The 14,494-nt window shown below is 33.5% G+C and carries 13 protein-coding genes and 2 riboswitches; of the genes, 6 read left to right on the forward strand and 7 right to left on the reverse strand.

The window, feature by feature from the left end:
- Positions 1-213: 213 nt before the first annotated feature.
- From glnA to EP747_RS05635, 6 genes are all read right to left on the reverse strand, one after another.
- Positions 214-1,548, reverse strand: coding sequence for a type I glutamate--ammonia ligase (glnA, locus tag EP747_RS05610; RefSeq protein ID WP_088014744.1), 1,335 nt, complete (start codon positions 1,546-1,548; stop codon positions 214-216).
- 114 nt (positions 1,549-1,662) lie between these two features.
- Positions 1,663-2,964 (reverse strand): glutamine synthetase family protein, encoded by a 1,302-nt coding sequence (locus EP747_RS05615; protein WP_165346873.1) that lies wholly within the window; start codon positions 2,962-2,964, stop codon positions 1,663-1,665.
- A 57-nt stretch (positions 2,965-3,021) separates the two neighbouring features.
- Complete coding sequence (locus tag EP747_RS05620; protein WP_056470089.1) at positions 3,022-3,423, reverse strand: MerR family transcriptional regulator; 402 nt, start codon at positions 3,421-3,423, stop codon at positions 3,022-3,024.
- A gap of 694 nt (positions 3,424-4,117) precedes the next feature.
- Positions 4,118-5,167 carry an S-methyl-5-thioribose-1-phosphate isomerase gene (gene mtnA, locus EP747_RS05625; RefSeq protein ID WP_129688918.1) on the reverse strand — a complete coding sequence of 350 codons (1,050 nt, stop codon included), beginning with the start codon at positions 5,165-5,167 and terminating at the stop codon, positions 4,118-4,120.
- Positions 5,168-5,173: 6 nt separating this feature from the next.
- Positions 5,174-6,349, reverse strand: a complete 1,176-nt coding sequence (mtnK, locus tag EP747_RS05630) for an S-methyl-5-thioribose kinase (protein WP_129688919.1) — start codon at positions 6,347-6,349, stop codon at positions 5,174-5,176.
- 71 nt (positions 6,350-6,420) lie between these two features.
- Positions 6,421-6,579, reverse strand: a riboswitch (SAM riboswitch).
- A 63-nt stretch (positions 6,580-6,642) separates the two neighbouring features.
- Positions 6,643-7,425, reverse strand: a complete 783-nt coding sequence (locus EP747_RS05635) for a carbon-nitrogen family hydrolase (protein ID WP_129689109.1) — start codon at positions 7,423-7,425, stop codon at positions 6,643-6,645.
- A 146-nt stretch (positions 7,426-7,571) separates the two neighbouring features.
- On the opposite strand from EP747_RS05635, the gene EP747_RS05640 reads away from it, so the two are divergent.
- From EP747_RS05640 to EP747_RS05660, 5 genes are all read left to right on the forward strand, one after another.
- Positions 7,572-8,756 carry a pyridoxal phosphate-dependent aminotransferase gene (locus EP747_RS05640; protein WP_419179275.1) on the forward strand — a complete coding sequence of 395 codons (1,185 nt, stop codon included), beginning with the start codon at positions 7,572-7,574 and terminating at the stop codon, positions 8,754-8,756.
- Positions 8,757-8,814: 58 nt separating this feature from the next.
- Positions 8,815-8,918: riboswitch (SAM riboswitch) on the forward strand.
- A gap of 64 nt (positions 8,919-8,982) precedes the next feature.
- Complete coding sequence (locus tag EP747_RS05645; protein WP_129688921.1) at positions 8,983-10,203, forward strand: 2,3-diketo-5-methylthiopentyl-1-phosphate enolase; 1,221 nt, start codon at positions 8,983-8,985, stop codon at positions 10,201-10,203.
- A gap of 6 nt (positions 10,204-10,209) precedes the next feature.
- On the forward strand, positions 10,210-10,863 hold the full coding sequence (locus EP747_RS05650; RefSeq protein ID WP_129688922.1) for a 2-hydroxy-3-keto-5-methylthiopentenyl-1-phosphate phosphatase: 654 nt from the start codon (positions 10,210-10,212) through the stop codon (positions 10,861-10,863).
- Positions 10,860-11,486 (forward strand): methylthioribulose 1-phosphate dehydratase, encoded by a 627-nt coding sequence (locus EP747_RS05655; RefSeq protein WP_129688923.1) that lies wholly within the window; start codon positions 10,860-10,862, stop codon positions 11,484-11,486. The genes EP747_RS05650 and EP747_RS05655 overlap by 4 nt, the downstream gene beginning before the upstream one ends.
- A gap of 16 nt (positions 11,487-11,502) precedes the next feature.
- Positions 11,503-12,015: a cupin domain-containing protein gene (locus EP747_RS05660; RefSeq protein WP_129688924.1), complete on the forward strand. Its 513-nt coding sequence runs from the start codon at positions 11,503-11,505 to the stop codon at positions 12,013-12,015.
- Positions 12,016-12,063: 48 nt separating this feature from the next.
- Here EP747_RS05660 and EP747_RS05665 read toward each other — a convergent pair whose 3' ends face one another.
- Entirely contained in the window at positions 12,064-12,762 is a 699-nt protein-coding gene (locus EP747_RS05665) for a DUF421 domain-containing protein (RefSeq protein WP_129688925.1), read from the reverse strand.
- A 203-nt stretch (positions 12,763-12,965) separates the two neighbouring features.
- On the opposite strand from EP747_RS05665, the gene yjeM reads away from it, so the two are divergent.
- Positions 12,966-14,465 carry a glutamate/gamma-aminobutyrate family transporter YjeM gene (yjeM, locus tag EP747_RS05670; RefSeq protein ID WP_235832773.1) on the forward strand — a complete coding sequence of 500 codons (1,500 nt, stop codon included), beginning with the start codon at positions 12,966-12,968 and terminating at the stop codon, positions 14,463-14,465.
- The last annotated feature ends 29 nt before the right edge of the window (positions 14,466-14,494 follow it).

Below are 14,494 nucleotides of genomic sequence, written 5' to 3' on the forward strand. Positions count from 1 at the left end.
TATAAAATTGTGATTTTTCTTATTATTCTAAACTACGTGTTAAAATATGTCTAGGTACTTTGGAGAATTCGATTCGAAAGAATGAAAGGTTTAATCTTCAAACATCTTAAAATTTGGTCATTTTTTGGTCTATATGTTCTCCTACTTCTATTTCCTCTTTTTGACCAAAATAGAAAAAACCCTCAACGCCAATAGCGTCAAGGGTTGATTTGATTAATATACTGACATGTATTGATCTCTTTCCCAAGGGTGAACTTGAGTACGGAAGATATCCCATTCGATTTCTTTTGCTTCTACAAAGTGTTCGAATAAGTGTGATCCTAGAGCACCTACGATTACTTCGTCAGTTTTTAATAGATCTAGTGCAGCTGCTAAAGTTGCTGGTAAATCGATGATTCCAACTTCTTCTCGCTCTTCTTTAGACATAACGTAGATGTTACGGTCTACTGGAGCTGGAGCTTCTAATTTATTTTTGATTCCATCTAAACCTGCTGCTAATAATACTGATAATGCTAAGTATGGGTTTGCAGCTGGGTCAACTGAACGTACTTCTACACGTGTGCTTAAGCCACGAGATGCAGGAATACGAATTAGTGGACTACGGTTTCTTGCTGACCATGCAACGTAACATGGAGCTTCATAACCTGGTACTAAACGCTTGTACGAGTTTACAGTTGGGTTTGTAACAGCTGTAAAGCTTGGAGCATGCTTTAAGATTCCTGCGATGAAGTGACGTGCAGTTTCACTTAAACCTAATTCACCAGTCTCATCGTAGAATGCGTTTTTACCATTTGTAAATAATGATAAGTTACAGTGCATACCAGAACCGTTTACACCAAATAGTGGTTTTGGCATGAATGTAGCATGTAAACCGTGTTTACGAGCGATTGTTTTTACAACTAATTTAAATGTTTGAATGTCATCACAAGCTTTAATTGCACCAGCATATTTGAAATCAATTTCATGTTGTCCTGGAGCTACCTCGTGGTGAGATGCTTCGATTTCAAAGCCCATTTCTTCAAGTTCAAGAACGATATCACGACGGCAGTTTTCACCTAAATCAGTTGGTGCTAAGTCGAAGTAACCGCCTTTATCATTTAATTCAAGAGTTGGCTCGCCTTTTTCATCTAATTTAAATAAGAAGAATTCTGGCTCAGGCCCTAAGTTGAAATCTGTGAAGCCTAAAGCTTCCATTTCTTTTAACATACGTTTTAAGTTATTACGAGGATCTCCTTCAAACGGAGTGCCATCTGCATTGTAAATATCACAGATTAAACGAGCTACTTTTCCTTTTTCAGCAGTCCATGGGAATACTACCCAAGTGTCTAAATCAGGGAATAGATACATATCTGATTCTTCGATACGAACGAATCCTTCGATTGAAGAACCGTCAAACATCATTTTATTGTCTAAAGCTTTTTCAAGCTGACTTACTGGAATTTCAACGTTTTTGATAATCCCCAGTAAATCCGTAAATTGTAGACGTATGTACTTTACGTTTTGTTCTTTTGAAATACGGAAAATATCTTCTTTTGTAAACTTAGCCATTATAAAAGTTCCCCTTTCGTATGCAACAAACAAAATTAGTCTAACACACTTTAAAATAGAAAAGTAGAGATATCCTACTTCCACTTTTCTATTTTTTTATTTTAAGTTTAGTGATTAGCAGTTTAAATATGTTTCTTTTTCCCATTCTGATACACGTAATCGATATGCATCCCATTCTTCTTTTTTGTTTTGAAGGAATGAATAAAATACGTGTTTCCCTAAAACTTGCTGCAGGAATTCACTGTTTTCAAGTTCTGTAACTGCTTCAAGTAAGCTTCCAGGCAATGTTTCAATACCTTCTGCTTTTCTAGTTACGTCATCCATCAAATACAGGTTTTCACTTCGTTCGACTGGAGGTGTTAATTTTCTTTCAATACCATCCAAGCCTGCAGATAATAAAACAGCTAAAGCTAAATAAGGATTTGCAGATGGGTCTGGATTTCGTACTTCGATTCTAGTACCTGCACCTCTTGCAGCCGGTATACGAATTGTACATGTACGATTACTTTGTGACCAAGCTACGTAAACTGGTGCTTCATAGCCTGGAACTAAACGCTTATATGAATTAACTGTTGGATTTGTAACTGAAGCATTTGCACGAGCATGTGTTAATACACCTGCAATAAATTGTCGTGCTGTTTCAGATAATCCAATTGAATCATGCTGATCATAAAAGGCATTACCATTATCATTTCCTAGACTCATATGACAATGCATACCTGAGCCATTTTCTCCAAAAATTGGTTTTGGCATGAATGTAGCAACTAAACCATTTTTTTCAGCAATTGTTTTAACTGTATATTTAAATAATTGAATATTATCAGCTGTTTCTAATCCTGGTGCGTATTTCCAATCAATCTCATGTTGACCGATTGCAACTTCGTGATGTAAAGCCTCAACTTCTAACCCTAACGCCTGAAGTGCTTTCGTAATTTCACGTCGTATTGTAACTGTTTTATCTAGGGGGGCTACATCAAAATATCCACCATTGTCATTTGGAACTAACTGATTTCCTTCCTTAGTAAATAGGAAAAATTCAGGTTCTGGTCCTACATTAAAAGAAGTAAATCCCTTATCAGTCGCTTTTTCAATTGCTCGTTTAAGCACATTTCTTGGATCACCTTCAAAAGGTGTACCATTCGGATAATAAACATCGCAAATGAAGAGTCCAACTTTTTCGTTAAGGTCGAATTTCCAAGTATTCAAATCTGGGAAAAGCATCATATCACTTGCTTCAATTTTTGTGAATCCGTTAATACTAGAGCCATCAAACATAGTTTCATTATTAAGTATTTTTTCAATTTGTGTGATAGGTAGTTCTAAATGTTTGAATACCCCTTCTACATCTGTAAAAAATAACTGTACAAATTCAAGACTGTGTTCTTCAACACTATTTAAAATCGTTTCCTTTTTCATTTATATTTCCCCCCATATAAATATAAAAGCTAGAATAATCCGGACTTAATCAATAACTTAATGAAAGAATCGAGACATATCTCCTTGTCGTAAAGAAGTTCTACCTAACTTACCATTTTGATATAACTCTTGACGAAGCATTTTTCGAAGCTGTTCATCTGATATTGATTTTTCAACAATGACTTGTTGAACCACTGTTTCTTTGGATTTTTCTGACGATTTTAAATTGAGTACTTCTTTAATTCCTGCTAAATTCAAGCCTTGTTCTATAAAAGTTTTTATTTCTAATAATCGATCGACATCATTGAAAGAAAATAATCTACGATTACCTTCAGTACGAGCTGGACGAATTAAATCATGCTCTTCGTAATATCGAATTTGTCTTGCAGATAATTCAGTTAACGAAATGACTATTCCGATTGGGAAAAGTGGCGTTGAGCGTCTTACTTGATCATTCATAGCAATGCTCCTTTCGTTCATCTATAAGTATTTTATTTCATGTTAGATAATCTGTCAATACGATGTTAGAAAATCTAACATGAAAATATTTGTTTTTTATTCTATGCAATATTAATTAAAATTCTACTATTTTATTAAAAAAAAATAATCTCCATTAGCTTGGAGATTATAACGGTTTGTATTCAAAATAATGTTCAGTTTGACTTATCTTTCGATTAGACAAATTCTCAATTTGGAAAGAATCATCAATCCGGCTTTAATACGAGTTTCTTCCTATTATTAGCTCATTTTGCTTTTCTTTCTAAAATGCAATTTCTAAAAATATTTTCATATTTCTTTTTCAAGTAAATGGCGATTATTTAATTTTATTTATTTCTATACTAATAGAAGTTTCAATACACTTAATTTAATATTTCAAAACTGAAGCCATTACATAGCTCTCTTTTTGTTTTATATTAATAAAAACTTAACAGAGAAAAATTGCCAACCTATCTCTTAAACTGTTAAAGTTTTAAAAAGTAAAGAATTAGAAAAAATTGCTCTTATTAACTATTTCCTAAGCAAGATGCTAACTAAAAAATGGTATATCGTTTTTTCTCTATTAAATACAATCATCAAACTTCCAATCAAAAATCCCTCAAAACCTAATTGAGGGACTTTTACAATTGATGAATGTTCACTTAGTGGAATTAACTTACACTTGCTCCCAACTTATAAACGTTTCTTTATAATCGCTAGATACAATTCCTTTTTCTGTAATAATCGCTGTTATTAATTCATTCGGCGTCACATCAAACGCTGGGTTTAGTACATCGATTCCTTCAGGGGCAATTTGTACATTTCCAATATGCGTTACTTCAGTACGATCGCGTTGTTCAATTACAATTTCATTCCCTGATTCGATTGATAAATCGATTGTTGATAAAGGAGCAGCTACATAAAATGGGATTTGGTAAAAGTTAGCTAAAATCGCTAATTGTAATGTTCCAATTTTATTTGCAGTGTCTCCATTAGCAGTAATGCGATCAGCTCCAACAATAATTGCATCTACTTTTTTATTTTGTAATAAGTAGCCGACCATATTATCCGTTAATAATGTAACTGGGATACCACTTTGGTTCAATTCCCAAGATGTCAGTCTTGCACCTTGAAATACTGGTCTTGTTTCAGTTGCAAAAGCTGAAATTTCCCAACCCTTTTCTTTTGCTAAGTGAAGTGGAGCTAAAGCTGTTCCGTATCGACTTGTCGCGATGCTCCCTGCGTTGCAATGAGTTAATACTGCAGCACCGTCATGTAATAATGTTAACGCGTTTTCACCGATTTCCTTGCAAGTTGCCTCATCTGCTAAATGTAATTTAATCGCTTCTTCCATGATAATTAATTTAGCTTCGGATACAGTTACTGCTTCTTTACTAGACCCAATTAGTTTTTCAACTGCCCATGCTAAATTTACTGCAGTTGGTCTAGCACTAATTAGTTCATCCGCTAATAATCTTGCTTGTTGGTGAAATTCATCAATTAGTTCAGTTTCAATTTCTCGAACACCTAAATAAAGTCCATATGCAGCTGCTAAACCAATCGCTGGTGCTCCTCTTACTTGTAATTTTACGATTGCTTCACGTACATCTAATAATGTCGTTGCATCAAAATAGTATATTTCAGTTGGTAATTTAGTTTGGTCTAAAATTTTTAAACTTTCACCGTTCCATTGTAATGATTCAGGTATTTGCTGTAATGTAGTCATCGATTATTACTCCAATCCATTAAGTAAATTTCCAAAATTTTTAATAGTAAATCTATTTTTTATACAATAAACTCCGAATTTTAAGACTTTTTTCTTCGCTTCAATTTTTTGATTATGTTCAAGTCCATCGATATCTTCAACGTGAGCAAGACCGATACTTCTTCGGATTAATTCACATCCAATAACCCCAATTGCATCAACCCAATATCCTTCTAGTTTTTCTTTAATTAGAGCTATTTGGTTAAATGGTCTAACGCTATGTTCTTCCCATAGTCGAATAAATGTTTCATTAAACACTTTTTCAATATTTAAAATGTGTTCAATAATTTCGTCTTTTAGTTCAGTACGGCTGAAAAGTTGAAAAAGTAAATTTGCTTGAATTTGCCCTAAATCAAATCCGATTGGTCCTACAAATGCAAATTCCGGGTCAATTATTTTTGTTTCTGTTTCAGATACGAAAATACTTCCCGTATGTAAATCACCGTGTAATAAAGCTTCTTTTTTCGATAAGAAATCTAATTTTAGTTTCGCAACCTCAATTTGTAGATCTCCATCATTCCATAGTTCTTGAATTTCATCTGTTAATTCTTCTTCAAAACTATTTGTTTCACTGTTAAAAAACGGATCTGTATAAACAAGGTTTTCTGTTATATCACATAATTCAGGATTATTAAAAAGATACTCTAACTCTTTTTTCTTAGCTGGTGAAGTTCCAAAGTCTGAAGTGAAGAATAATGACTTTGCTAAAAATTCACCGATATGTTCAGCCAAAAACGGATAGCTTTTTTTCTCAATGAATCCTTTTCGTAAAATTTGTAAATGAGAAAGATCCTCCATTACTGTTACAGCTTGCTCTTCATCATGCTCTAAAATTTTTGGTGCATGCAATGGGATTAACTCATTGTATATTTTTGTCGCATTACTCTCGATCGTAGCTCGCTTTAGTGTAAGTGGCCAGCTTTCACCAACAACTTTCGCGTATGGTAGAGCCTGTTTTATAATTAACCCTTTCTCGCTTCCTACTTGATTAACTTTAAACACTAAATTTAAATTCCCATCCCCGATTTCTACACATTCACATAGTTCATTTTTAAAATATCCAAGTTTTTGTAAATAAGTAATTGCAGTTGCTTCTGTTAAAGGTCTATATTCTTTTCGTTCAATGACAGTCACTAAATTCATCCCCCTTGAATTTTGCAAAATAAAAAGCCTCTTTTCCGAGACGAAAAGAGGCAATACTAATTGGCTTTCGTCTCTTATCTACCAGAAAATTTCTTTTCTGTTGGAATTAGCACCGTGCCTTACTGAGCATTTAAGCTCAGGCGTAAACAATACGCCCCATTTCACAATGGTATTACGGTCGGTTGCTGGGCATCGTCGGGCCAAATCCCTCCGCCTACTCGAAATAAGAGTTCGCATATTTGATTTTATAATCGTATTTTAGTTTATCGATTTTTAATTTGTCAATTATTTTTTTAAAACTTTTTGTAAATTTCTTCTTTTCTGTCTTCAAAAATAGGGATTGTACCGCGTATTTCATCGACTTTTTTCGGATCAATTTCTCCAAAAACGATTTCTTCATTCGTGCTGCCTTTAGTAATCACTTCTCCCCAAGGGTCAATGATCATTGATCCTCCACCAAATGTATTCGCTAAATCTTTCCCTACTCGATTACAAGCAACAACATAACACTGATTTTCGATTGCTCTTGCTTTTAATAAGATTTCCCAATGATTCATTCTTTGAATTGGCCATTCGGCAACGAAAAATAAAACTTTTGCACCCTTTTGAGAATGAGCTCCAATCCATTCAGGAAAACGCAAATCATAGCAAACAAAACCTGCAGCAGTTAATCCATCGATTTCAAAAAGCCCATCTGTTTGCCCTGATTGTAGATAGTGATGCTCGTTCATTAACTGAAATAAATGAACTTTATCATAAGTTTTTACTAATTCGCCAGTACTGCTAATAACAATTAACGTATTCGTAACACCATTTTCTCTTGCAATTGGTAACGAACCAGCAATCAATAGTATGTTATTCGATTTTGCGATGGACTGAAGTTCAGAAATAACCGCTTCTTGTTCACCTGTATGCAAGCCAATTTCTTCCAGACAATAGCCTGTTGTCCATAACTCCGGTAATACGATTATACGAACATTTTCTTTAACAGCTTCGTTTATTTGAGTTTTCATGTTCTCTAAATTAGACTTTGATTCACCTAAAATAACGTCAGATTGAATACACGCAATTTTAATCACAATTTATTCACCCTATTCTAAATTTTATAGACATTTTTAAATCGAGCATATATGATGGTGAAAGTTATTGCAACAGTCGTTCATGAAAATCATTCGATTAAGAAACGATCTATTCAAATTAATTTTATTATATTTTTGGAGTGATTAACTTGAATCATAGTAAACTATTAAACAATTTACCAAAACAATTTTTTGCTTCACTAGTCCAAAAAGTGAATCAGTCAATAAGTAATGGTCATGATGTAATTAATCTTGGTCAAGGAAATCCAGATCAACCTACACCTGAGCATATTATAAAAGCATTACAGCAATCTGTTGAAAACCCTCTAACTCATCGTTATTCTCCGTTTAGAGGAATGAGTTCTTTAAAAAATGCTGTTGTAGAATTTTATAAACGAGAGTATGATGTTGATTTAGACCCAGAGGAAGAAGTAGCCATATTATTCGGCGGAAAAGCTGGATTAGTTGAGCTACCACTTTGTTTATGCGATGAGGGAGATACAATTTTAGTGCCAGACCCAGGCTATCCAGACTATTTATCTGGTATATCCCTTTCAAAAACGGTACCATACATGCTTCCATTACTTGAACAAAATCAATTTTTACCAGATTATAAATTAATCCCTCAAGATGTTTTGGATGCTAGTAAAATATTATTTATCAATTATCCAAATAATCCTACAGGGGCTATTGCAACAGAAGAATTTTTTAAAGAAACAGTTGAGCTTGCAAAAAATAATCAGATTACCGTTTGTCATGATTTTGCTTACGGCGCATTTGGTTTTGACGGCAAAAAGCCTTTAAGTTATCTTCAAACACCAGGAGCAAAGGAATGTGGGATTGAAATTTATACCCTTTCTAAAACTTATAATATGGCTGGCTGGAGAATCGGTTTTGCAGTTGGAAATAAAGAGGTTATTTCAGCAATTAATCTATTACAGGATCATCTTTACGTTAGCATCTTCCCTGCTGTTCAAGAAGCTGCCGCTGTTGCGCTAACTGAATCTCAAGAAAGTGTAAAACAACTATTAGCACTTTATGAAGAGCGTAGAAATGTATTTATTAGCGGCTGTCACGAAATTGGATGGGAAGTAACTGCACCAGCAGGTTCCTTTTTTGCATGGTTAAAAATCCCATCAGGTTTTACATCACAGGAATTTGCTGATCTATTACTAGAAAAGGCTCATATTGCAGTCGCTCCAGGAAATGGATTTGGAGAATATGGTGAAGGTTATGTAAGAGTCGGACTACTCTCAGATACGGACAGACTGAAGGAAGCAGTTGCTAGATTAAAAGAGATTGAACTATTTTCTAAATTTAATGTTTGACAATTGTGATTGTTCATGAAATAATGCGATTAGATTAATAATTCAAAATTAAATATTAACTTTATTCAGAGTAGGTGGAGGGACCGAGCCCGATGAAACCCGGCAACCGGCTAGTTAACTAGTACGGTGCTAATTCTCGCAGCATTTGCTGACAGATAAGGTGTAGGTAAACCTCTCCTTAGTGGAGAGGTTTTTTGTTTGATTAAAACTTTTTGGAGGTTTTGAAATGAGTGGAGTAATAGCAACTTACCAAGTTTATGATAAAAATCATCATTTAGAAAAAAAGGCAGAGTCAATCGCGCTAGGTTTAACCGTTGGTTCATGGACGACTTTACCTCAAAATGATCAAATTCAATTACAAAAGCATAAAGGGAAAGTTCTTTCAGTTCGTGAAATAGAATGCGAAGAAAATATCGTTAACTTTTTAGGATATAAAGCGACAAAAGGGATTATTGAAATCTATTATCCTAGCTTAAATTTTTCAGCTGATCTTCCAGCTATTTTAACAACCGTTTTCGGTAAGCTATCCCTTGACGGTGAAATTAAATTAATTGATTTAAATTTTACTGATGATATTTTAACTCTTTTTCCAGGACCAAAATTTGGTATTAAAGGCATTCGAGAGAAGTTGGATGTATATGATCGACCTTTATTAATGAGCATTTTCAAATCAATTATCGGCAGAGATATTCAATACATTTCAGAAGAATTAAAAAAGCAAGCTTTAGGTGGTGTTGATTTAATTAAAGATGACGAGATTCTTTTTGACACAATTACATCTATTACGGATCGAGTCACTCACGGAAAAAATATTTTGAACCAAGTTTATGAGAAAACAGGACACAAAACATTATACGCGGTGAATTTAACTGGCCGTACATATGAGTTAAAAGAAAAAGCATTACGTGCAGCTGATGCTGGTGCTGATGTATTTTTATTAAATGTGTTCTCGTATGGAATTGATGTACTTCAAGGATTGGCAGAGGATCCATCAATTAATATTCCAATTATGGCTCATCCTGCTGTATCGGGTGCGTTTACAGCATCACCAATTTATGGAATTGACGCAGGATTATTACTAGGGAAACTTTTACGAATTGCTGGTGCAGATTTTAGTCTTTTCCCTTCACCTTATGGATCAGTTGCATTACAAAAAGAGACAGCTTTAAAAATCGCTGAAAATTTAACAGTATCAAATGGATTAAAAGAGACATTCCCAGTACCTTCTGCTGGAATTCATCCAGGACTTGTACCTCAATTAATTCAAGATTTTGGAATTGAGCAAGTCATCAACGCTGGCGGCGGTGTTCATGGCCATCCGGATGGACCAATTGGTGGAGGTAATGCATTTAGAGAAGCAATTTCAGCAACACTGTCTGGAGTTGAGCTAAAAGACTACGCACTTCCAAATACATCACTACAAAAAGCATTACAACTTTGGGGGTAAACAACAATGGCAATAAAGATTTTTTGTGATTTTGATGGAACAATTACTGAGGGAGACAATATCGTTAATTTAATTAAAGAATTTGCTCCACCTTCAGTAAGTGAATTAACAAGTGAAGTATTAAATGGCAATATATCGATTCGAGAAGGCGTAGAGAAAATGTTTGCTACGATTCCTTCAACGAAAAAACAAGAAATGACTGATTTTGTAATTGATCGTACTGTCATTCGAGATGGTTTTAGCGATTTTATTCAATTTGTAAGCGTTCAACAATATGAGTTAAAAGTTGTAAGTGGCGGACTAGATTTTTTCGTTCATCCAATATTGGCGGATTACCTACCACCTTCTGATATTTTATGTAATCGTACTGACTTTACAGGTCAAACTGTAAAAATTCATTGGGATCACGCATGTGATGAAAACTGTACGAATGATTGTGGAATGTGTAAACCATCTGTAAAAAGAAAATTTAGTGAATCAAATGATTTTATCATTGTCATTGGCGATTCAATTACTGACTTACAAATTGCAAAAGAAGCCAATTTAATTTTTGCTCGAGATTTCTTAAAAGATAAATGCGAAGAACTATCTTTACCTTTCATCCCTTTTGAAAATTTCTATGATATTCGAGCTTCATTAGAGAAGGAGGTGCTAGTATGAAGGACTTTTTCAAACATTATGATGAAATCCGTGAAGTAAAAAAAGTACTTGCCGATCGTGATTGGTTTTTAGGAACTAGCGGTAATTTATCAATAAAAGTAAATGAGGAGCCTTTGAACTTTTTAGTTACAACTAGTGGTAAAGATAAAACTAAACATACTTATGACGATTTTTTACTTGTTAATGAATTTGACCAATCTGTTTGGGATGAATCAAAAAAACCATCAGCCGAAGCCATTTTACATCGTCTAATTTATCAACACACAAATGCTAAATGCGTTCTTCATGTACACACTTTAGCAAATAACTTTATAACAAAGGATTTTCCATATCAAGATGAGTTATCTTTTTCTGGTATCGAAATTATTAAAGCACTAGGACTATGGGAAGAAGATGCAGAAATTAAAATTCCAATTATAAAAAACCATGCGCATATCCCTACTCTTGCAAATGAATTTCTACCACATATTAAGAATGATCATGGTGCTGTATTAATTCATAATCATGGTATAACAGTATGGGCCGAATCAGCATTTGAAGCTAAAAAACATTTAGAAGCTTATGAGTTTCTATTCCAATACGCATTACAAGGTATACAAAAAAATTTATTTATAAAGAATTAATTTGGAGGAATGAAGAATGGCAACAATTTGGGTAGAAAAAAAAGATTATCATATTACAAGTGATGTTGAAGTAAAAGCATATTTAGAAGAACAAGGTGTAATTTATGAAAATTGGAAAATCGAACAATTACATAGTTCGTTACAAGAAAAATTTATTTTATCAGATGATGAAAAAGCAGCGATTCTTGAAACATTTAAAGCTGAAATCGATAGTATTTCATCAAGACGTGGCTATTTAGCGAGTGATATTATTACTCTTTCAGAAGCAACTCCAAATCTTGATGAATTACTTAAAAACTTCAACCGTGAGCATCATCATACAGATGACGAAGTTCGCTTCATTGTTAGCGGTCACGGTACGTTTATTATCGAAGGAAATGAAGGCTTTTTCCATGTTAATTTGAATCCTGGTGATTTAATTTCTGTACCACCAAATGTACGCCATTACTTCACGTTAGCAGAGGATCGTAAAGTTGTTGCTGTTCGATTGTTTGTCACTACTGAAGGCTGGGTGCCGATTTACGAATAATTTGATAAAAACTAAATTGACTCATATCCACTATAGGATGTGAGTCAATTAATTTTCTTCTTCATTAAAATGATCATCTCGGTAGTCGATATATAACGACCCATCGGTTTGTACTTCAACAAAAAACACATCTGAAATTGATTTTATGCCTCCCCTTTCAAGTTGAGCCATTAACCATTTTTTATCCAAGTTTAAATTTGATAATGCATCTTCATTTACTTCTCCATCTGATACCACAGCTGTTGAGGTCGGAAATAATAAAGTTTTTTTCCATGTTTTATTTTTTTTCGTTTTAACATCTTTTGTTTTCATTACTGATAGACTTCCATCAATTTCAAATATAGCGTATTCGACATCTTTCAATGAGTAGATATTCTCATTACGAAGCATCCCTTGAAATTGCTCTGTATCTAATCTAGCTTTTTTTAATGCATTTTCCATTATTTTTCCTTGTCTAATTAATATAATTGGTTCTCCAAGAATAAACTTACGTGCAGTCTTAGATTTTAAACTTAAATACCCCATTATGATCGTTAAAACTGACCAACCAACTAATCCAATGATTCCATCCTCAACATCTAATGTTTTATCTGCTGAAATTGATGCAGCTATATTCCCTATTGTAATGGCCGTTATAAATGTAAAAACATCTAATTGACTAATTTCCTTCTTCCCCATTAATCTCGTTAAAATAAATAAAACAAAAAATGAGCATGTAACTCTAAATAAAACTTCATTTAGGCTCATTTATTTCATCCTTTCTCTTTCAAAAAAAACCATTTCAAGTAATTATTAATCAACTTAGCGTTTGAAAAATAGAACGAAACTATTCTTTATTATTTCTAAAAAATTAGTAAAACCAGACCGTTTGTTATTTCCTCATAATTTACCGATTATTGAAGAAAATATTACTATTCATTTATAATCGACTAATTACCTGAGGTGAGATTTTGAGTAAAAAACTTTCGCTTGTTGGATTAATATTAATGGTATTTACAACTGTATATGGTTTTGGAAATATTCCTACAGCTTTTTATTTAATGGGATATAGTGCAATTCCATGGTATATACTCTCAGCTATTACGTTTTTTATTCCTTTTGCTTTTATGATGGCTGAGTTCGGAGCTGCATATAAGCATTCAGAAGGTGGAATTTATACATGGATGGCTGATTCAGTTGGGCCTAGGTTCGCTTTTATTGGAACCTTTATGTGGTTCTCTTCCTATGTAATTTATATGGTTAGTGTCTCCTCAAAGGTTTGGATTCCACTATCAACGTTTATTTTTGGTAGAGACAAAACTCAATCTCTTTCATTATTCGGACTTTCATCTACTCAATCAATTGGCTTATTAGCATTACTTTGGATGTTAGTTGTGACATATTTCGCTTCAAAAGGGATTGAAAGTATAAGTAAGGTAACAACGATTGGTGGCATTACAGTTTTCTCATTAAATATAGTATTGCTAATCACAAGTATTCTTATTTTTATATTTAATGGAGGAAAATTTGCTCAGCCAATTAAAAGCTTTTCATCAGCATTTGCTCACTCACCTAATCCAAATTATTTATCTACCCTCGCAATCTTATCATTTGTTGTATTTGCAATCTTTGCTTATGGCGGTTTAGAAGCAATCGGCGGATTAGTTGATCAAACTGAAAACGCTGAACGTAATTTTCCGAAAGGGATTACAATTTCTGCAATTATTATTTCTGTAGGATATTCGTTAGGCATTTTTTTAGTCGGTATCTTTATTAACTGGTCAAATGATTTAAGTGCTAGCACAACGAATTTAGGGAACATAACATATGTTCTAATGTACAATTTAGGATTAGAACTTGGAAAAGCTTTTAACTTATCAACACAGACTGCCGATCAAATTGGTATTTGGTTTGCAAGAATTACTGGTTTATCAATGTTTCTTGCATATACCGGAGCATTTTTCACATTAATTTATGCACCATTAAAAACAATCATTAAAGGCACACCAAAATACTTATGGCCGACAAAATTCTCAGAAACAAATGAAAAAGGTATGCCTGTCAATGCGATGTGGGTACAATTCTCAATTGTTTCAATCATTATTGTCCTAACATCCTTTGGCGGTGAAGGAGCATCATCATTTTTTAATAAAATAACTTTAATGACGAATGTTTCAATGACATTACCTTATATATTTTTAGGTATTGCATATCCAATGTTTAAAAGGAATAATCAAATCGATAAACCATTCCAAATTTTAAAATCAAATTCATCTGCTTTATTTGCAAGCATTCTCGTTATTTTAGTAGTTGGATTTGCAAACTTTTTTACGATCATCCAGCCGGCTATTGAAGGTGATTACAACTCAACAATTTGGATGATTGCAGGTCCCATCTTCTTTTCAATATTAGCTTTACTAATTCTTAACCGTTCAAGAAAACATACACAAAAAGAGAAGAAAATTGCTTAGCAAATTTCTTCCCACTTATTGTTAATAAC

Source organism: Gottfriedia acidiceleris (assembly GCF_004138285.1).
GTDB classification, from domain to species: domain Bacteria; phylum Bacillota; class Bacilli; order Bacillales; family Bacillaceae_G; genus Gottfriedia; species Gottfriedia acidiceleris_A.